This window comes from Brachybacterium saurashtrense (genome assembly GCF_003355475.1).
GTDB lineage: Bacteria > Actinomycetota > Actinomycetes > Actinomycetales > Dermabacteraceae > Brachybacterium > Brachybacterium saurashtrense.
On sequence record NZ_CP031356.1, the window covers coordinates 717,405 to 735,386 of the forward strand.

Annotated in this window: 19 protein-coding genes; 8 read left to right on the forward strand and 11 right to left on the reverse strand. The window is 71.6% G+C overall.

Annotation, left to right across the window (positions count from 1 at the left end; all coding sequences use genetic code 11):
- Position 1: 1 nt before the first annotated feature.
- Together DWV08_RS03240 and DWV08_RS03245 are read left to right on the forward strand one after the other, a co-directional pair.
- Complete coding sequence (locus DWV08_RS03240) at positions 2–733, forward strand: class I SAM-dependent methyltransferase (protein WP_115412491.1); 732 nt, start codon at positions 2–4, stop codon at positions 731–733.
- Positions 628–1,416, forward strand: a complete 789-nt coding sequence (locus DWV08_RS03245; RefSeq protein ID WP_115412492.1) for a class I SAM-dependent methyltransferase — start codon at positions 628–630, stop codon at positions 1,414–1,416. The genes DWV08_RS03240 and DWV08_RS03245 overlap by 106 nt, the downstream gene beginning before the upstream one ends.
- A gap of 40 nt (positions 1,417–1,456) precedes the next feature.
- On the opposite strand, the gene ilvD is transcribed toward DWV08_RS03245, so the two are convergent.
- The 7 genes from ilvD to DWV08_RS03280 form a co-directional block, all read right to left on the reverse strand.
- Entirely contained in the window at positions 1,457–3,187 is a 1,731-nt protein-coding gene (gene ilvD / locus DWV08_RS03250; protein WP_115412493.1) for a dihydroxy-acid dehydratase, read from the reverse strand.
- Between the two features lie 55 nt (positions 3,188–3,242).
- Positions 3,243–4,412 (reverse strand): bifunctional 2-methylcitrate synthase/citrate synthase, encoded by a 1,170-nt coding sequence (locus DWV08_RS03255; protein ID WP_115412494.1) that lies wholly within the window; start codon positions 4,410–4,412, stop codon positions 3,243–3,245.
- A gap of 3 nt (positions 4,413–4,415) precedes the next feature.
- Complete coding sequence (gene prpB / locus DWV08_RS03260) at positions 4,416–5,384, reverse strand: methylisocitrate lyase (RefSeq protein ID WP_241237307.1); 969 nt, start codon at positions 5,382–5,384, stop codon at positions 4,416–4,418.
- Positions 5,384–6,901 carry an MmgE/PrpD family protein gene (locus tag DWV08_RS03265; RefSeq protein ID WP_115412495.1) on the reverse strand — a complete coding sequence of 506 codons (1,518 nt, stop codon included), beginning with the start codon at positions 6,899–6,901 and terminating at the stop codon, positions 5,384–5,386. The genes prpB and DWV08_RS03265 overlap by 1 nt, the downstream gene beginning before the upstream one ends.
- Positions 6,898–7,704, reverse strand: a complete 807-nt coding sequence (locus DWV08_RS03270) for a GntR family transcriptional regulator (protein WP_115412496.1) — start codon at positions 7,702–7,704, stop codon at positions 6,898–6,900. The genes DWV08_RS03265 and DWV08_RS03270 overlap by 4 nt, the downstream gene beginning before the upstream one ends.
- A gap of 110 nt (positions 7,705–7,814) precedes the next feature.
- Positions 7,815–8,312 carry a PKD domain-containing protein gene (locus DWV08_RS03275; RefSeq protein ID WP_115414889.1) on the reverse strand — a complete coding sequence of 166 codons (498 nt, stop codon included), beginning with the start codon at positions 8,310–8,312 and terminating at the stop codon, positions 7,815–7,817.
- Between the two features lie 610 nt (positions 8,313–8,922).
- Positions 8,923–9,555, reverse strand: a complete 633-nt coding sequence (locus DWV08_RS03280) for a DUF6318 family protein (protein ID WP_115412497.1) — start codon at positions 9,553–9,555, stop codon at positions 8,923–8,925.
- 241 nt (positions 9,556–9,796) lie between these two features.
- On the opposite strand from DWV08_RS03280, the gene DWV08_RS03285 reads away from it, so the two are divergent.
- Entirely contained in the window at positions 9,797–11,062 is a 1,266-nt protein-coding gene (locus tag DWV08_RS03285) for an MFS transporter (protein WP_241237308.1), read from the forward strand.
- Between the two features lie 46 nt (positions 11,063–11,108).
- Here DWV08_RS03285 and DWV08_RS03290 read toward each other — a convergent pair whose 3' ends face one another.
- Entirely contained in the window at positions 11,109–11,927 is an 819-nt protein-coding gene (locus DWV08_RS03290; RefSeq protein ID WP_115412499.1) for a spermidine synthase, read from the reverse strand.
- 107 nt (positions 11,928–12,034) lie between these two features.
- On the opposite strand from DWV08_RS03290, the gene DWV08_RS03295 reads away from it, so the two are divergent.
- The 5 genes from DWV08_RS03295 to DWV08_RS03315 all read left to right on the forward strand — a co-directional run bounded on the left by DWV08_RS03295 (position 12,035) and on the right by DWV08_RS03315 (position 15,610).
- The gene (locus DWV08_RS03295; RefSeq protein ID WP_115412500.1) at positions 12,035–12,508 is read left to right on the forward strand and encodes a GNAT family N-acetyltransferase; all 474 of its coding nucleotides are present in this window, start codon (positions 12,035–12,037) and stop codon (positions 12,506–12,508) included.
- A gap of 111 nt (positions 12,509–12,619) precedes the next feature.
- Positions 12,620–12,904, forward strand: coding sequence for an FmdB family zinc ribbon protein (locus tag DWV08_RS03300; RefSeq protein ID WP_115412501.1), 285 nt, complete (start codon positions 12,620–12,622; stop codon positions 12,902–12,904).
- A gap of 60 nt (positions 12,905–12,964) precedes the next feature.
- Complete coding sequence (gene fmdA / locus DWV08_RS03305; protein ID WP_115412502.1) at positions 12,965–14,221, forward strand: formamidase; 1,257 nt, start codon at positions 12,965–12,967, stop codon at positions 14,219–14,221.
- 82 nt (positions 14,222–14,303) lie between these two features.
- A complete protein-coding gene (locus DWV08_RS03310) occupies positions 14,304–14,870 on the forward strand; it encodes an AAA family ATPase (RefSeq protein ID WP_115412503.1) in 567 nt (188 codons plus the stop codon).
- Positions 14,867–15,610 (forward strand): DNA alkylation repair protein, encoded by a 744-nt coding sequence (locus DWV08_RS03315; protein ID WP_115412504.1) that lies wholly within the window; start codon positions 14,867–14,869, stop codon positions 15,608–15,610. The genes DWV08_RS03310 and DWV08_RS03315 overlap by 4 nt, the downstream gene beginning before the upstream one ends.
- On the opposite strand, the gene DWV08_RS03320 is transcribed toward DWV08_RS03315, so the two are convergent.
- The 3 genes from DWV08_RS03320 to DWV08_RS03330 all read right to left on the reverse strand — a co-directional run bounded on the left by DWV08_RS03320 (position 15,595) and on the right by DWV08_RS03330 (position 17,907).
- Entirely contained in the window at positions 15,595–16,617 is a 1,023-nt protein-coding gene (locus DWV08_RS03320) for a hypothetical protein (protein ID WP_127097493.1), read from the reverse strand. The two genes, DWV08_RS03315 and DWV08_RS03320, sit on opposite strands and share 16 nt — an antisense overlap.
- A gap of 183 nt (positions 16,618–16,800) precedes the next feature.
- Complete coding sequence (locus tag DWV08_RS03325) at positions 16,801–17,574, reverse strand: hypothetical protein (RefSeq protein WP_115412506.1); 774 nt, start codon at positions 17,572–17,574, stop codon at positions 16,801–16,803.
- A 42-nt stretch (positions 17,575–17,616) separates the two neighbouring features.
- Positions 17,617–17,907 (reverse strand): hypothetical protein, encoded by a 291-nt coding sequence (locus DWV08_RS03330; RefSeq protein ID WP_115412507.1) that lies wholly within the window; start codon positions 17,905–17,907, stop codon positions 17,617–17,619.
- Between the last annotated feature and the right edge of the window lie 75 nt (positions 17,908–17,982).

Genomic DNA, 17,982 nt, shown 5'->3' on the forward strand with positions numbered 1-17,982 from the left:
CATGACCGCACTGGAGGCCTACGCCCGCCACGCCGAAGAGTATGCCGAGCTGCTCGGTGCCCTCGATGCTATGGCCCCTGCGGATGTGCGACGGATCGAGACCTGGGCAGGACAGGTGGCGGGGAGAGTTCTCGATCTCGGCTGCGGACCCGGCCACTGGACCGCTCACCTCGTAGAGCTCGGCCATCAGGCTGAGGGCTGGGATCCGGTGGACGAGTTCGTGGGGATCGCGCGGCACCGCCATCCCGGAGTGGTCTACCGCCGCGCCGCTCTCGCCGACCTCGACGGGCAACACGGCAGGTGGGGAGGGATTCTCGCCTGGTACTCGCTGATCCACCTCGAGCCCGCCGAGATGCCCCGCGCCCTCACCCAGCTGCGACAGGGGCTGCGCCCCTCCGGAACACTGCTGCTCGGCTTCTTCGATGGACCACGGCAGGAGTCCTTCGACCACGCCGTGGCCCCGGCGCAGCACTGGCCGGTCGCCCGATTGGTCGAGATCGTCGAGGAGGCCGGGCTCGAGGTCGTCGACGTCGAGACGCGCCAGGATCCCGGTTCGCGGCCTCACGCCGCTCTGCAGGCGCGCCGGCCCGACGGGCTTGGTCTCGCCCCCTCACTAGGCTGGGGCGCATGGGACAGCGCACTCAGGACGGCAGCGCAGGGGATGCGGACTACGGGGCGATCGGCAGCACGTACTCCCGATACCGACGCGCCGATCCGCGACTCGCCGCAGTGATCGCCCAGGCGCTCGGCGACGCGCGCACCGTGCTGAACGTGGGCGCGGGCGCCGGCTCCTACGAGCCGACGGACCGCGAGGTCACCGCCGTCGAGCCCTCCGCCGCGATGCGCGCCCAGCGTCCCTCGCACCGGGCGCCCGCCGTCGACGCGACCGCCGAGCAGCTGCCCTTCGCCGACAACTCCTTCGACGCCGCCATGACCACCTTCAGCGTCCACCAGTGGCAGGACCAGGCCGCCGGCCTCGCCGAGCTGCGTCGCGTCACCCGCGGTCCCGTCGTGGTGCTCACCTGCGACCCCCGCAGGGTCGAGGAGTTCTGGCTGCGGGAGTACGCCCCCGAGGTGCTCGCCGTCGAGGCCAGGCGGTATCCCGCGATGGACGCGCTCGCCGACGGGCTCGGCGGCCGGGTCTCGATCAGCACGGTGCTGATCCCGCAGGGCTGCACCGACGGGTTCACCGAGGCCTACTACGGCCGCCCCGAGCAGCTGCTCGACGTCGAGGCGCAGCAGGCCTGCTCGGCCTGGTCCCTGGTCGAGCCCGCCGTCCTCGACCGCTTCACCCGTGACCTCGCCGCGGACCTGCTCGACGGCACCTGGGATGCGCGCCACGGCGCCCTGCGCACCCTCCCCGCCTACGAGGGATCGCTCGTGATGCTCGTCGCCGAGCCCGGCACGGAGTCCTGAACCGGGCCCTGAGCAGGGTCCTGAGCCGGGCCCGGCCGGCTCAGTCGCCGAGGATCGCCCCGCGCGAGGCGGACTTCACGAGCTTCACGTACTTGCCCAGCACGCCCTTGGTGAACTTGGGCGGCAGCGGCTCCCAGCCCTCGCGGCGGGCGGCGAGCTCCGCCTCGTCGACCAGCAGCTCGAGCGCTCCCGTGCTCACGTCCAGGCGGATCCGGTCCCCGTCGCGCACGAACGCGATCGGTCCGCCGTCCACCGCCTCCGGGGCGATGTGCCCCACGCACAGCCCCGTGGTGCCGCCGGAGAAGCGGCCGTCGGTCATCAGCAGCACGTCCTTGCCCAGGCCCGCGCCCTTGATCGCGCCGGTGATGGCGAGCATCTCCCGCATCCCGGGCCCGCCCTTGGGGCCCTCGTAGCGGATCACCACCACGTCACCGTGGGTGATGGTGCCGTCGTCCAGGGCGTCCAGCGCCTGCTGCTCCCGCTCGAACACCCGCGCGGTGCCCTCGAACACGTCCTGCTCGAAGCCGGCGGACTTCACCACCGCGCCCTCCGGGGCGAGCGAGCCGCGCAGGATGGTGATCCCGCCGGTGGGGGCGATCGGCGCCGACGCCGGGCGCAGCACGGTCCCGTCGGCCGGGCGCGGCGCGAGCACCTCGAGGTTCTCGGCGATGGTGCGCCCGGTGACCGTCAGGCAGTCGCCGTCCAGCAGGCCCTCGTCCAGCAGGGTCTTCATCACCACCTGGATGCCGCCCACGTGGTCGACGTCGTTCATCACGTAGCGCCCGTAGGGCTTGAGGTCCGCGAGGTGGGGGACTGTCGCGCCGATGCGCGAGAAGTCCTCGAGGCTGAGATCGACGTCGGCCTCGTGCGCGATCGCCAGCAGGTGCAGCACGGCGTTGGTGGACCCGCCGAAGGCCTGCACCACCGCGATCGCGTTCTCGAAGGCGGCCTTGGTCATGATGTCGCGGGAGGTGTGCCCGCGACGCAGCATCCCCACCACCGCCTCCCCGGCTCGGCGGGCATCGGCGTCCCGCCGGCGATCGGCCGACGGCGGCGTGGCCGAGCCCGGGATGGACATGCCGATCGCCTCCGCGACCGTCGACATCGTGTTCGCCGTGTAGTACCCGCCGCAGGCACCCTCGCCCGGGCAGATGGAGCGCTCGATGCGGCCCACGTCCTCCCGGCTCATCAGCCCGCGGGCGCAGGCGCCCACGGCCTCGAAGCCGTCGATGATCGTCACCTCCTTCTCCTCCCCGGAGGTGAGCGAGACGCGGCCGGGCATGATGGTGCCTGCGTAGACGAACACGCTGGCGAGGTCCAGCCGCGCGGCGGCCATCAGCATGCCGGGCAGGGACTTGTCGCAGCCGGCCAGCAGCACCGAGCCGTCCAGCCGCTCGGCGCTCATCACCGTCTCCACGCTGTCGGCGATGAGATCGCGGGAGACCAGCGAGTAATGCATGCCGTCGTGCCCCATCGAGATGCCGTCGGAGACGGAGATGGTGCCGAACTGCAGGGGATACCCGCCGCCGGAGTGCACGCCCTCCTTCGCCGCCTGCGCCAGGCGGTCCAGGGACAGGTTGCACGGCGTGATCTCGTTCCACGAGCTGGCGATGCCGATCTGGGGTTTGGCCCAGTCGGCGTCGCCCATCCCCACCGCGCGCAGCATGCCGCGCGAGACCGTGGCATGCAGCCCGTCGGTGACCTGGCGGCTGCGGGGCTTGATGTCCGGGCCGGAGCCGGGACCGGGGGCGGAGGCGTCGTCGGCGTTCATGGCCCGACCCTATGCCCGGGCCGCGCGGCGGGGAAGGGCGGGGCACTCGGCGCACTCAGGCGCCCGGCACGTGCCGCTCCTCGGGGCCGACGTACTCCGACAGCGGCCGGATCAGCGCGTTCTCGGCGCGCTGCTCCATCACGTGCGCGGTCCAGCCCGTCACCCGGGCGGCGATGAACAGCGGCGTGAACATCTCGGTGTCGAAGCCCATCAGGTGATAGGTGGGGCCGGCGGGGTAGTCGAGGTTGGGCTTGATGCCCTTGGCCTCGTCCATCGCCTGCTCGAGCCCGTTGTACAGGCCCAGGATCTCCGGGCGCTCGAAGTGGGCGATCATCGCGTCCATCGCCTGCTTCATGGTGGGCACGCGGGAGTCGCCGTGCTTGTACACCCGGTGCCCGAAGCCCATCACCTTCTTCTTCTGCGCCAGCGCGTCCTCCATCCACGCCTTCGCCCGCTGCTTGGCCTCCGCCTCCGACTCCTCGGGGCGGATGCCGAGCTCGTCGAAGGTGTGCATGACCGCCTCGTTCGCCCCGCCGTGCAGCGGGCCCTTCAGCGCGCCGATCGCCCCGGCCACCGCGGAGTGCAGGTCCGAGAGGGTGGAGGTGATCACCCGGGCGGTGAAGGTGGAGGCGTTGAAGGAGTGCTCGGCGTACAGCACCATCGAGATGCGGAAGGCGTCCACCACCGCCGCAGGCGCCTCCTCGCCGAAGGTCATCCACAGCAGGTTCTGGGAGTAGTCGAGGTCCTCGCGCGGCGCGATCGGCTCCGTGGGCCCGCCGTGACGGCGCCGCCGCTGCTCGTAGGCGATCACCGCGGGGAGCTGCGCGAACAGGGTGCGCGCCTTCTCGAGCTCCGCCTCGGGGGAGGAGTCCGCGGCGGAGGGGTCCAGGGCGCCGAGGACGGAGACCGCCGTGCGCACCGAGTCCATCGGATGGCAGGTGACCGGCAGGGAGTCGATCGCGGCGCGCACCTGCGGGGCGAGCGTGCGGTGGGAGCGCTCGTGGGCGGTGGCCTCGGCGAGCTGGTCCGGATCGGGCAGCTCCCCGGTCCACAGCAGGTGTGCGACCGCCTCGAGGGGCTGGGTCGCGGCGAGCTCCGGGACGGGGTAGCCGCGGTAGAGCAGGGAGTTCGTCTCCGGGTTCACCTTGGAGATCGCGGTGGTGTCCGCCACCACCCCGTTCAGGCCCTTGCGGATGGCGGTGCTGTCGGCGCTGTCAGCGTTCATCTCTCACTCCTTCGAGGAGGGCGGTGTGCGGTCGGATCGGCGGGCGGCGGGGTCTTGCGCGGCCGGGTCGTGGGCGGCGGGGACCTCGAAATCGAAGACCGAGCCGTCGAAGCGGGTGTAGGACTCATACTCCACCAGTTCGTACAGACGCGCACGGGTGAGCATCTCGGGAACCCGGGCCTCCTGCGTGCCCTCGTCGCGGATCGTCTCCAGCACCCGCTCGGCCGCGCCCATCGCGGCCCGCAGCAGGGTGACGGGGTAGATCACCATCGCCACCCCGGCCTCCGCCAGCTGCTCGCGCGTGTACAGGGCGGACTTCCCGAACTCGGTCATGTTCGCCAGCACCGGCACGTCCAGCGCCGTGCACACCTGCTCGAACTCGCCCAGGTCCGCGAGGGCCTCGGGGAAGATCGCCTCCGCGCCCGCGTCCACCAGCGCCTTCATGCGGTCGATCGCGGCGGGCAGGCCCTCGGTCGCGCGCAGGTCGGTGCGGGCCATGACGAGGAAGCCCGGATCTCGCCGGCCCTCGGTCGCGGCGCGGATCCGCTTCGTCGCGGTCTCGAGGTCCACCATCGTCTTGCCGTCGAGGTGCCCGCAGCGCTTGGGGTTGACCTGGTCCTCGATGTGGCAGCCGGCCAGGCCCGCGTCCTCGAGCTCCTGGATCGTGCGGGCGATGTTCATGGGCTCGCCGAAGCCGGTGTCCGCGTCGATCAGGCAGGGCAGGTCGGTGGCGCGGGCGATCTGCGCGCCGCGCGCGGCGACCTCGCTGAGGGTGGTGAGGCCGATGTCCGGCAGGCCCAGCTCGTTCGCGATCACGGCCCCGGAGACGTACACGCCGGGGAAGCCCTTCTCCTGGATCAGCGCCGCCGAGAGCGGCGTGAACGCCCCGGGGAACGGCTGTGCCGCCCCCGGGGTGAGCAGGGCGCGCAGGTCCTGGCGCTTCTGGGCGGGGGTGCGGGTGGACGAGAGCATCAGAACAGTCCCTTCGGGGCGGCCGACGGGTCGATCACTCCGGCGGCGGCGCACACGTTCAGCCGGCCCAGCTCCCCGGCGGGCAGCTCGGGCAGATGCGCCGCGGCCTCCAGGAAGCGGTCGATCTCGGCGGGCTCGACGATCCCGTCGGCGAGGGAGCGGAACTTGTGCACGTACTGCTCGCGGGCGAAGGGGCGGGCCCCCTGCGGGTGCGCGTCCGCCACGGCGATGCTGTCCTCGATGACGGTGCCGTCGGTGAGGGTGATGACGATGTCCCCGCCGAACGCCTTCTCGGACAGGTCCAGGGAGTGGTAGCGGCGGGTCCACTCCGGATCCTCCTCGGTGGTGACCTTCTGCCACAGCGCGACGGTGTCCGGCCGGCCGGCCCGTTCGGGGGTGTAGGAGTCCACGTGGTGCCAGGCGCCGTCCTGCAGCGCGACGGTGACGATGTACGGGATCGAGTGGTCGAGGGTCTCCCGCGACGCGGTGGGATCGTACTTCTGCGGATCGTTGGCACCGGAGCCGATCACGTAGTGGGTGTGATGGGAGGTGCGGAGCCGGATCGAGGAGACGTTGCGGGGATCCGCCGCCTCCGGGTGCTCGACGTGCAGCTTCCGGGCCAGGTCGATCCAGGCCTGCGCCTGGTACTCCGCAGAGTGCTCCTTGGTGTAGGTGTCCAGGATGGCGCGCTTGGCCTCGCCGGCCTCCGGCAGCGGCACCGTGTAGCGGACTTCGGGGCCGCCCAGCATCCAGGCGATCACGCCGTCCTCGCCCTCGTAGATCGGGACCGGGGAGGTCTGCCCGCGCATCGCGCGGTCCGCCGCCTCGACGGCCATCTTCCCGGCGAAGGCGGGGGCGTGGGCCTTCCAGGTGGAGATCTCGCCCTTGCGGGACTGGCGGGTGGCGGTGGTGGTGTGCAGCGCCTGGCCGATGGCCTGGAACACCGTCTCCGTGTCCAGCCCCAGCAGGGTGCCGATCCCGGCCGCGGCCGAGGGGCCGAGGTGCGCGACGTGGTCGATCTTGTGCTGATGCAGGCAGATCGCGCGTACCAGGTCCACCTGCAGCTCGTAGCCGGTGGCGATGCCGCGCAGCAGGTCGTGGCCGGAGCGGCCGGTGTGCTCGGCGACGGCGAGGAGGGGCGGGATGTTGTCGCCGGGGTGGGAGTACTCGGCGGCGAGGAAGGTGTCGTGGTAGTCGAGCTCGCGCACGGCGACGCCGTTGGCCCAGGCCGCCCACTCCGGCGAGGTGCGGTGTGCGGTGCCGGTGACGGAGGCACCGGTGCCGCCGGTGGAGACCGGGTGGCTGAGGGCCTGCGCGCGGGCGGCGACGATCGGGGCGCGGCCCAGGGACGCGACCGCCACGGCGGCGTTGTCGATGACGCGATTGATGATCATGTCGCGGGTCTCGGCGTCGACCTCGACGGGGTCCACAGCGACCTCGGCCATCTTCCAGGCCAGCTGCTCTTCCCGGGGCAGGTTCTCGTCGGAGCGGTGGACGCGGACGCTGTGGTCTCTCATGAAGGCTCTCCTGGGGTGGGGGCGGCGGTGGGGTGTGTATTGACGGGGCCGGTGCTGGCGGGCTCGGTGGCGTCGGGATCGGCGGGGTCGGCGGGGTCGGCAGCGAGGTCGGAGGCTGGATCGGGGCGGGGGTCGCAGAGGGCGGGCTCCCGGTCCGTGCCGCGCATGTGGGCGAGGGCCCGGTGGAGATGGACCGTGGTGGTGGCCGCGGCGAGCTCCGGATCACCGGCGGAGATGGCGCGGGCGATCTCCTCGTGCTCCCGGGCGGAGGCGGCCAGACGGTCCGGGGAGTTCCGGGCCAGGCGGCGCAGGCGGCCCAGGTGCAGGCGCAGACCGCGCAGCGAGTCGGCGAGGTACGGGTTGCCGCAGGCGGCGTCCAGGGCGTCGTCGAGCTGTGCGGTCAGGGCGTAGTAGTCGGTGGGATCGGCGCCAGCGGCGAGCGCCGTGCCGGCCCGCGCGAAGCGGTCGGCGAGAGCGGTGAACCCTCGGCGCAGCCCGTCGCCGTGGGACGCGTGGTGGGCGTGCTCCGCGGCGCGGCGCGCGGCGAGGGTCTCGAGGGCGATGCGGAGGTCGAAGAGACGCGGCGCCTCCTCGAGGGAGACGGCGGTGACGAGGAGACCTCGCCCGCGGGACGGTGCGGCGAGGCCGTCCGAGACCAGCCGCGAGAGCGCTTCGCGCAGCGGCGTGCGCGAGAGACCCAGGCGTGCGGACTGCTCGACCTCGCCCAGCACGGTGCCGGGCGCGAGCAGGCCGTCGACGATCTCCTCGCGGAGCGTCGCGTAGGCACGGTCACTGGCACGCATGAGAGCGAGTGTATACAGAGGGGTGTGGAGATCGCAGCCTCGGGGCTCAACTCCAGGACAATGGTCGCGACTGTATACATCGCCAGTGCGGCCTGAGGGCGGCGCGGAGCTCAGATCTCGCGGTGGGTGGCCTCGGGGTCCTGCGGGCCTTCGGTGTCGGGGGTGCGCTCGGGGATCCAGGGGTCTTCTTCCTCGTCGACGGGGATGTCGCCGTCGACGAGACGGGATTCGAGGGACTTCGAGAAGAGGGGCACGGGGTCGGAGGCGATCTCGATGGTGCCGTCGATGTCCTGCCAGGGGCCGCCATTCACGGAGAACTGCCCGGCGAAGGTGGTGGTGAGCGTGATGTCGTACCAGCCCTCCTGGGTGTACGTGGAGGTGACGGCTTCGGAGGGGTAGGGCTCGCCGGGGTCCGTGGTGGTGATGGTGTTCCCGTCGCCGAGGTCCCAGTGGTACGAGACGGGAACCGCGCGGATCGTGACAGGGGTGTCCAGCAGCTCCACGTCGAGCAGCTGGGGCTCGGGGTCGGTGTGGAGCACGTTGACCATGTTCACCGGCAGCCAACCGTCCGGCGGGCCGGCGTGGGCGGTGAGGGGTTGGACGGGCATGCGCGCGAAGTCGGACTGGGTGACCGTGATGACGACAGGGGGAGCTTCGTCAAACTCCGGGGTGCCGGGAAGTGCGCAGCGGATGCCGAGGTCGGTGCGCTCGTCCGTCACCGTGTCGACGCGCGTCCCGCGCTGGGTGACGCCTTCGACGGCGCGCGAAGAGCCGGTGGTCGCCCCGATGGTGAGAGCGTCGCCGCGACCGGCGATCTGGTTGCCGCTGCCGGCCTCGCAAGACTCCGGGTGGGGAGTGCACGCCCATGAGCCGCCATCGGTGGACAGGTCCGCGCCGCAGCCAGAGAACTCGGAGACCGGTGTCCAGATGTACTGGTAGCGGGGCGGGGTGGGGGTGGGTTCCTTGTTGTTGTTTGGCTCCGCGCTTCTGTTGCTGGTTGACCTCGTTGGGTGTTCTGCGAGCGGCGTATTGGCGCCTGTCTCGATGCCGTCTTTGTCGTAGCCTCCATCGACGGAAGGCGATGGCGCTGGTTGCGGTGATTCGTTCTTCGGCGGCTCGGTTCGAGGGTCCGGCGGTGTAGCAATGGCAGGTGCGACCAGGAGAAGAGTCGATGCAATAGTTGCGGAGACTACGGCAATTCTCCCGGTGGGCGAGAGTTCAGCCTTCATAGATGTCGTCACCCCAATTAATTGTCATTCCGTTTACGATCCAGACTTCGCCCTCCCAGTCCATACCGCCGATAGTGACGTATTCGACATCTGAAACCAGAATGCTCTCCGTAAAGTCTTCGTTGGGGCGTTTGTGGCTCTCCAGCGTGAAAACATAGCCGATCTCGTGATCAAAAGTACTGCTCTCGTGGATCGCTGTACCGGTGTCAAATCTTGTTAATTCCGACCAGTAGAGTCCGTTTTCGCGAATAGGTGTCACGTCATCGTTCAGGACGTCGCAGCCACCGCAGTCCTCTCCTTCTAGCCGTTCCAGCGCGGAATCGTCCCCGGTCTGGTGGGCCCAGATCGACACGGCGATGTAGTACCGGAACGCCTGCTCGGCGCCTTCTGGGGTGTTCTGGTCCATGCCTTCGTAGTCGGCAGGGTCGGGCGGCGGGATGTCCGGCGCTTCGGCGGTCGGTTCGTCGCCGCCGTCGCTTGACTTTCCGCCGCCGTCGCTCGGAGCGTCGATGCCGATGTCGGGCGGGGGAGTGGTGACGGCGCCCGGGTTCGGGTCGCCGCACGCGGCGAGGCCGAGCAGGAGCGCTCCGGTCGCGACGGTGCTGAGGAGGCGACGGGACATGGGTGGGCCTTCCGGGAGTGCATCAGATCACCGACACGGTACCCAGGTGGTGCTCAGGCTCGCACGGGTTCGACCCGATTGTGGACAGAGGCGACAATGGAGCGACACAGGTGCGGGACCGGGGCAACGCCTCGGACCGGAGGACAGGGGACAGGAACGGGGTGCGCGGGTGACGACGGAGAACGGCTCGTCGGTCGCCCATGCACCCCGAGGTCCCGGTACCTCCTCACGGTCCGACCCGTTGCAGCGTCGCACCCTCATCGTCCTGGTCATCTCCCAGGTTCTCGGCACGATCGGTCTCGGAGTCGCGCCGACGATCGGGATCCTGCTGGCGGGCGAAGTCACCGACTCCGAGGCCTGGGCCGGGCTCGCGCGCACCGGATCCACCCTCGGTGCCGCCCTGTTCGGTGTGCCGCTGGGAACTCTGGCGGCGCGGCGCGGCCGACGCCTCGGGCTCGCCACCGGGTGGTGGGTCGCCGCAGTGGGGGCGGGGCTCCTCGTCGTCGCGGCGCAGTGGCAGATGCTGGTGCCGCTGTTCCTGGGGCTGCTCATGACGGGGGCGGGCACCGCCGCCTCCCTCCAGGCGCGCTTCACCGCCACCGACCTCGCCACGCCCCGCACCCGGGCGCGGTCGCTCGCGCTGGTGATGTGGGTGGGAGCCTTCGGCACCGTGATCGGACCCAATCTGGGGGTACCGGGCGCGGCACTGGGAGCGGCGACCGGCTTGTCCACCTTCGGGGCGGCGTTCCTGATCGCAGCGGTCGCCTCCGCGCTCGCCGGCGCTGTGGTCCTCGTGATGCTCCGCCCCGACCCGCTGGACGTCCTCGCGCGGCGACAGCAGGACGCACTCGGCGCGACACCCGAGAGGCCCGCGCTCGGCACCGTCGAGCCGCCGCGCCGCTTCGAGCGACTCTCCCGCGTGCTCGCCGAGATGCGGGTGAACCGGGAGGCGCGCACAGCACTCGTCGCCCTGCTCACGGCGCAGGCCGTGATGGTGGCGCTGATGACCATGACACCCGTGCACGTGGAGCATCACGGCGGCTCCCTGACGATCATCGGCCTCACCATCAGCCTGCACGTGGTGGGCATGTTCGGCCTGGCGCCCGTGGTGGGGGTCCTGGTGGATCGACTCGGACCCCGGGGCGTAGTGGGTATCGGCGTGGCGATCCTCGGCGCCTCCCTCGGCCTGTCGATCTTCGCCTCGGCGTCGCTCAGCGGCGTGATGGCCGCGCTCATCCTTCTGGGACTCGGGTGGTCGTTCCTCAATGTCGCGGGCTCGGCGCTGTTCAGCGCTGCCGTCGCCGAGCGCTCGCGCGCCGCATCGCAGGGCGGCGCGGATGCCCTCTCGAACCTGTGCGGCGCGTTGGCGGCCTTCGCCTCCGGCCCGCTGATGGCGGCGACGTCGTTCTCGGTGCTCGGTGTGCTCTCCGCCGTCGTGACCGTGCCGCTCCTGATACTCGTGCTGCGGCCTGGTGCATGGGGCACCTCGCGGACAGCGCCTCGATGACCTGGTCGTCACGGATGATGACGATCGTGCCCGGACCGCACGGCCCTCAGCGCCCGAACGCCTCCGCGGTCTCGGTGGGATCCAGCACCGCGCCCGGGTGCGGGCCCGCCTTCTCCCACGCCGCCCGCCAGGTGTCCACCTCGGGGGAGGAGAGCGCTCCGCCCGCGATCAGCACCATGTTCCCGTCGGCCGGAGCGGTGAGCAGCGAGGCGAGGGTCAGCGTCCACACGCCGGAGAGCCCCGCCCGGGCGGCGGCGTCCTCGAGGGCGCGCACCTGGCGGCGCAGGAAGCGCTGCCCGGCATCGTCGCCCACGTTCACCAGCAGCAGGCCGTCCGGCTCCAGATGGTCCAGCGCCTCGAGGTAGAAGTCCTCTGTGGCCAGGTGCGCCGGCGACTCCTCGCCGGAGAACACGTCGAGCACGAGCGCGTCGAACCGTCGGCCGGTCATCGCGGCCAGCTCCTCGCGGGCGTCGCCGATCACCACCTCCAGCCGCGTGCCCTCCGGCATCGGCAGCGCGGTGGTGACCAGGGTGGGCAGCTCCCGCTCGATCTCGATTACCACCTGCTCCGAGCCCGGACGGGTGGCCTGCACGTACCGCGCCAGTGTGAGCGCCCCGGCCCCCAGGTGCGCGATCCGCAGCGGCTGCCCGGCGGGCCACGCCGCATCCAGCACGTTGCCCATCCGCCGCAGGTACTCGTGCACCAGGCGGGTGGGGTCCTCCAGATCCACATGGGACTGCTCCACCCCGCCGATCTGCAGCACCCAGCCGCCCACCACCTCGTCCTTCACGATCCATGCGGGCTGGTCGGAGAAGGACAGCTGCGCGCTGCGCTGCGCGCCGGGGAGGAACTCGTGCGAGGTCATGGGAACAGTCTCCGCCATGCGCGGAGCCGGCGCCGACCACCTGCGAGCACGCGCCGGGCCGCGGGAGCTCGCCGGGCCGCGTGCGGCGGAGGGGCGAGAATGGCCTCATGCACCTCCTCCGTCTCGGCGACCGCCGCTTCCGCCTCGAGCGCGCCGTGCGCGCCGACGTCCCGTCCCTCGTCGTCCTGCTGGCCGACGACGTGCTGGGCCGTGACCGCGAGAGCGACAGCCTCGACCCGTACCTGCAGGCGTTCGAGCGGATCGACCTGGACCCGCACCAGCTTCTGGTGGCGGTGCGCGACGAGAGCGGCGCCGTCGTCGCCACGATGCAGCTCACGCTCATGCCCTCCCTGTCCCGGGGCGGCGCCACCCGGCTGCAGATCGAGGCGGTGCGCGTCGCGGCCTCCACCCGGCGCAGCGGCCTGGGCACGGCCCTGTTCGAGTGGGCGCACCGCTGGGGCCGGGAGCAGGGCGCGAGCCTCGCGCAGCTCACCACCGACGCCTCGCGCACCGACGCGCACCGCTTCTACGACGCCCTCGGCTACGCGCCCAGCCACCTCGGGTACAAGCTGCCGCTGTGACCCCGCCGGTCGCGCCGCGCACGAGGTGCACCGAACCGCGGGCGGACCGCGCGGAAGCGGCCTATGGTGGACACGACACCGCGAGGTGACCTGTGTCTTGAGGAGTGATCAGTGCCGATCTACGAGTTCCGCTGCGAGAGCGCCCACGAGTACGAGCGCTCCGTCCCGATGAGTGCCCGCGACGCGGACCTCACCTGCCCCGACTGCGGAGCCCCCGCCCGCCGACGGATCAGCGCACCGCGCCTCGGCGCTCTCGGCTCGCCCGCCGGCCGGCTGCTCGAGAGCACGGCCGCGAGCGCCCACGCGCCTGCCGTCGTCGACCAGATCCCCGGCACCCCGCGCCGCACCGCCCGCACCACGGCGGATCCGCGGCACGCCAAGCTTCCGCGCCCCTGAGCCCGGGCCCGGACCCGGCGGCTCCGAATCCCCGGACCCGCCCCCTGTGGAAGGAGAAGCATGCCCCAGAACGTGTTCCCCCTCGACTCCGCGAAGCCCTTCACGGAGCAGAAGATACTCGGCCACAACCGCTGGCACCCGGAGATCCCTCCGGCCGTCAGCGTGAACCCCGGCGACACCTTCCGCATCGACTGCCGTGAATGGTTCGACGGGTACATCCGCAACGACGACTCCGCCGAGGACATCGCCACCGCGCCCCTGCACACCGTCCACACCCTCTCCGGGCCCTTCCGCATCGAGGGCGCCAAGCCCGGCGACCTGCTGATCGTGGACATCCTCGACGTCGGCCCCATCCCGCAGGAGGACTCCGGGCCGCTCGCCGGCCAGGGCTGGGGCTACACGGGCATCTTCGCGAAGCGCAATGGCGGCAGCTTCCTCACCGACGAGTTCCCCGACGCGTACAAGGCGATCTGGGACTTCCACGGCGAGAAGGCGACCTCCCGCCACGTCCCCGGCGTGGAGTTCACCGGCATGATCCACCCGGGCCTGATGGGCACCGCTCCCTCCCCGGAGCTCCTGGGGAAGTGGAACTCGCGCGAGGGCGCGCTCATCGCGACCGATCCGGACCGGGTGCCGGCCCTCGCGCTCCCGCCGGAGCCCCACGGGGCGATCCTCGGCGGGGTGGACGAGGCCGACCGCGACCGGGTGGCGGGGGAGGCGGCCCGCACCGCGCCGCCGCGCGAGAACGGCGGCAATCAGGACATCAAGAACCTCACCCGCGGCACCAGAATCTTCTACCCGGTGTTCGTGGACGGGGCGAACTTCTCCGTGGGCGATCTCCACTTCTCCCAGGGCGATGGCGAGATCACCTTCTGCGGCGGCATCGAGATGGGCGGCTTCATCGACGTCCACGTGGACGTCATCAAGGGAGGCATGGAGAAGTACAACGTCGCCGAGAACGCGATCTTCATGCCCGGGAACACCGCGCCGCAGCACTCGCAGTGGCTGAGCTTCTCCGGCACCTCGGTGACGCTCGACGGCGAGCAGCGCTACCTCGACTCGCACCTCGCCTATCAGCGGGCCTGCCTGCACGCGATCGACTACCTGACCACCTTCGGCTGGTCGCCCGAGCAGGCCTACCTGCTGCTCGGCGCCGCACCGATCGAGGGACGGTTCTCGGGCGTCGTGGACATCCCCAACGCCTGCGCGACCGTGTACCTGCCGCTGGACATCTTCGACATCGACATCCGGCCGGGCAGCGGCGAGGTGCCGAGGATCGACCCGGGCATCGGGGCGCCCCGCGCGAGCGTGGGCTGATCGGTCGCCATCGGGCCGACGGGGGCGGGCCGGGGTCACCCCGGCCCGTCCCTCGGCCGGCCCTGACCCGGGGAGCACAGCGATGACCAGGCCCGTCCTCCTGCTGCTGAACGGTGCACCCGGCAGCGGCAAGTCCACGCTCGCCACCCTGCTCGCGCAACGACGCCCGCTCGCCCTGGCACTCGACGTCGATCAGCTCAAGCACGCCCTGGGCGGCTGGGCCGACGACCTGCAGGCCTCCGGGGTGCAGGCCCGGCGCCTGGCGCTCGCCGCCGCCCGCCAGCACCTGGCCGACGGGCACGACGTGCTGATCGGTCAGTACCTCGCCCGCCCCGCGTTCCTCGAGCAGCTGGAAGACCTGGCCGCCGAGAGCGGCGCCCGCTTCGTCGAGGCGGCGCTGGTGCTGGAAGCCGACGCGCTCGCCGGACGGCTCGCCGCCCGTCGCCGGGCGCCGGACAGGCCCGAGCAGGCCGCCAACGACCGCTTCGTCGGCCCCGCCGATGCCGCCGCCCACGCCGCCGCGCTGGAGGCGCTGCTGGAGGGGAGGCCGTGCGCCCACCGGCTCGATGCAGGGCGGCCTCGCGAGGAGCTGGTGGGCCTGCTCGCCCGTATCCTGGACGCCCCCGAGACCCCGCAGGAGCACCCATGACCGCCGCCGCCCCGCAGCGCACCGAGGCCGAGCTCGCCGACGAGGTCGCCGCGCTCCACCAGGAGCTGGCCGCGCTCGCCGACGACCGCATGCGCGCCGTCAACGAGAAGCACGGCGACGACCACGCCGTGAACCTCACCACGCTCCGCGCGATCGCGAAACGCCTGAAGACCCAGCCGGACCTCGCCCGCGCCCTGTGGAGCACACCCGCGGAGGACTCCGCCCCGAAGCTGCTCGCCCTGCTGATCTCGCGCCCGAAGCAGTACGGCGAGGCGGAGCTCGACGCGATGCTGCGCGAGGCCCCGACCCCGAAGGTCCACGAGTGGCTGGTCAGCTACATGGTGAAGAAGAGCCCGCACCGCGAGGCGCTGCGCGAGGCATGGTTCGCCGACGCGGATCCCGTGGTCGCGAGCGCCGGCTGGGCGCTGACCAGCGACCGGATCGCGAAGGCGCCGGTGGGGGAGGTGCCCGAGGGCATCGATCTCGACGCGCTGCTCGCCGAGATCGAGGCGGAGATGCAGGACGCCCCCGAGCGGCTGCAGTGGGCGATGAACCAGTGCCTCGCCGAGATCGGCATCCACGACGCCTCCCGCCGGGAGCGCGCCATCGCGATCGGCGAGGAGCTCGAGGTGCTGAAGGACTACCCGACCCCGCCGAACTGCACCTCGCCCTTCGCGCCGGCGTGGATCGAGGAGATGGTGCGCCGCGCCGAAGGCCGTACCGCTCAGCGGTCGCGCTGAAGCGAGTCGGCGGCGTCCATGGGGGAGTCGGTGGGAGAGAAGCCGGAACGCCACTGGGTGGTGTTCGGCTCGCCCGTCTGCAGGGTCGAGTGATCCTCAGCGAACCGGCGGGAATCCTCGCTGTCCCCGGGATGCAGGTCTGCGCCGTACAGATCGTCCTCGTCCTCGTCGTCCGCCCACCTCTGCGCGGCACGGGTGGCGGCCTCCACGTCGTCGGGGTGGCGGTAGAGCAACGCTTCCATCACCTCGCGGCGCCGCGCCCACGCCGCCGTCCGTGCCCGTGCGACCAGGAACACCACGAACACGGGCACTGCATAGAGCGCGATGAGCACCATCGGGGAGTCCCGGAACTGCTGCCCGGAATCGCGGGCGATGAAAAAGGCCAGTATGAGTACGGCGCAGTATCCGATCAGCAGGTTCTCGGCGGCGCGACGCAACAGGTCCCAGCTGCCGAGGACCCCATGCCAAGGGAAGTGCTGGGGAATGCCGGAGCTGTGCAGGAGTTCGTCGCCGGCGGCCGTGCGCAGCGCGGCCCGGCCATGTGTGCGGCCCTTCCAATGCTCGGCGGCGATCCACAGCAGGATTGCCGGGATCAGCGCCGTCGGGGCGAGCAGGATCACTTCGATTGGGGCCCAGACCCCGAAGCGCTGGCCGAGGGGTGTGAGTTGCTCCTGGCCGAACGTCGTCATCGCGAACACCACGGCGGTGACTACGCCGAGGGGGATCATCATGAACGATAGGACCGCTGCCCACGCAGAGGGTCGTCGCCCGAGTCCGTCCTGCTGTCGAGCTTCGGCCGTGTACCGCTCGGCGCGCTGCAGCGCCTCAGCGATGTCGAGCCTGTCAGCGTCGGGGATCTCCAGGTTCACAAGAGCCCGGGATGCTTCTTCCACCGACGCAGTTCGTGTCATCAAGAGGGACTCGGAGGGGAAGACTCTGACGAGTCGCCGCGCTTCGGCACGTGCCTGCGCGTCATCGAAGCCGGAGGCGGACAGTGGTGATCGCATTCGTCCACTGTAGAGGGGTTGGGGCGACGCTCCAGGGTCTCTGGGCAGAGAACTCAGGAGCCGGCCGCTCCGTCCCGCCGAACTGCACCTCGCCCTTCGCACCGCTCTGGATCGAGGAGATGGTGCGCCGCGCCGAAGGGCGCTGAGCGCACGCCCACGGGCCCGTGCTCGCGAGGAGCTCCCTCATCCCAGCTGCTGGATGATGCTGATCTTCTGCCACACCTTGCGGGCCATGTCCGAGGTGAGGGTCTCGATCCCCTCGACGGCGTCCAGCACGTCACCGTCGGTGGTGTGCTCGGCGAACAGCGCCGCGCTCTTGCCCACCAGCGACAGCATCTCGGTGCAGTAGTCGAGATAGCGGGTCAGCTGGGCGCGGTCCAGATCCAGCCCGCCGTCCTCGCGCGAACCGCGCTCCAGCCGCTCCGGCACCTTGGTGAGCTGATGCATGTCGATCACGTGCGCCAGCGAGCGCAGGCGGTGCAGGATCCGCAGCACGCGCGCCCGTTCCATCCGCTCGGGGATCCGCAGCAGGAAGAACACCGCGATCCCGCCGAACACGAGGTCGTTGATGATCGTCTCCAGCAGCGGCAGCAGGTCCAGCGGGCCGGTCTGCTCCGGCGAGGAGGCGAGCTCGGCGACCGCGAGCGCGACGGCACCGCCCAGGAAGAGCGCCACGGCGAGCACCGCGAGGCGGGAGAGGCCGCGGGCGAGCCGCACCCGGCGCCGGCTGATCCCGGTCCCGGCGTTGACCTCGTCGACCAGTGCCACCACCTCGCGGCACACCTCCCACAGGGTGCGATCGGGGAAGCGGGACGCGATCCTGTGCTCGAGCGTCGTCGCCGAGCGGCGCACGGCGTCCCCGTCCAGGCGCTGGAAGCGGCTGGAGGAGGGCGGGGCGTCGGGGTGGTCCTCCGGGCGGGGTCCAGAGGGTGCGGAGTCCGGGGCGGGGGCAGGCATGAGGCCGAGGGTAGGTGATCGGGGAGCGGGTGCGCGTCGACGTCAGTCGCGGGTGAGCGGGATGTGCACGGTGGTCGTCATCTCCTCGGGTGGCGCGCCCCAGAGTCGGAGGACGCCGCCCGAGGGGTCGATCAGCAGCACCTCGGTCGGGCGCCCATCGCCGTGTGCGCGCGCCCAGGCGATCGCGTCCTCGACGGAGGCCGCTCCTGTCAGCGTCCACTGCGCAAGGGACCATGCCGCCAGAGCGGTCGCGCCGGGCGTCCACACGCGGATGACGTACTCGGAGACGGGGTCGGGGTCGGCGAGCGGCGACAGGCACTCCTCGATGTGCACGGGGCGGCTCCTTCGAGATGTCGAACGGCGTCGGGACCATGCCGTGCCGCCGAGCGTACGCCGCGGGAGGCGGTG

Coding starts and splice junctions, on each gene's coding strand:
- DWV08_RS03310 (WP_115412503.1), top strand. CDS start 14,304: ATGACCAGGCCCGTCCTCCTGCTGCTGAACGGTGCACCCGGCAGCGGC.
- DWV08_RS03315 (WP_115412504.1), top strand. CDS start 14,867: ATGACCGCCGCCGCCCCGCAGCGCACCGAGGCCGAGCTCGCCGACGAG.
- prpB (WP_241237307.1), bottom strand. CDS start 5,384: ATGCTCTCGTCCACCCGCACCCCCGCCCAGAAGCGCCAGGACCTGCGC.
- DWV08_RS03295 (WP_115412500.1), top strand. CDS start 12,035: ATGCACCTCCTCCGTCTCGGCGACCGCCGCTTCCGCCTCGAGCGCGCC.
- DWV08_RS03320 (WP_127097493.1), bottom strand. CDS start 16,617: ATGCGATCACCACTGTCCGCCTCCGGCTTCGATGACGCGCAGGCACGT.
- DWV08_RS03270 (WP_115412496.1), bottom strand. CDS start 7,704: ATGCGTGCCAGTGACCGTGCCTACGCGACGCTCCGCGAGGAGATCGTC.
- DWV08_RS03240 (WP_115412491.1), top strand. CDS start 2: ATGACCGCACTGGAGGCCTACGCCCGCCACGCCGAAGAGTATGCCGAG.
- DWV08_RS03255 (WP_115412494.1), bottom strand. CDS start 4,412: ATGAACGCTGACAGCGCCGACAGCACCGCCATCCGCAAGGGCCTGAAC.
- fmdA (WP_115412502.1), top strand. CDS start 12,965: ATGCCCCAGAACGTGTTCCCCCTCGACTCCGCGAAGCCCTTCACGGAG.
- DWV08_RS03275 (WP_115414889.1), bottom strand. CDS start 8,312: ATGCCCGTCCAACCCCTCACCGCCCACGCCGGCCCGCCGGACGGTTGG.
- DWV08_RS03245 (WP_115412492.1), top strand. CDS start 628: ATGGGACAGCGCACTCAGGACGGCAGCGCAGGGGATGCGGACTACGGG.
- DWV08_RS03290 (WP_115412499.1), bottom strand. CDS start 11,927: ATGACCTCGCACGAGTTCCTCCCCGGCGCGCAGCGCAGCGCGCAGCTG.
- DWV08_RS03265 (WP_115412495.1), bottom strand. CDS start 6,901: ATGAGAGACCACAGCGTCCGCGTCCACCGCTCCGACGAGAACCTGCCC.
- ilvD (WP_115412493.1), bottom strand. CDS start 3,187: ATGAACGCCGACGACGCCTCCGCCCCCGGTCCCGGCTCCGGCCCGGAC.
- DWV08_RS03280 (WP_115412497.1), bottom strand. CDS start 9,555: ATGTCCCGTCGCCTCCTCAGCACCGTCGCGACCGGAGCGCTCCTGCTC.
- DWV08_RS03325 (WP_115412506.1), bottom strand. CDS start 17,574: ATGCCTGCCCCCGCCCCGGACTCCGCACCCTCTGGACCCCGCCCGGAG.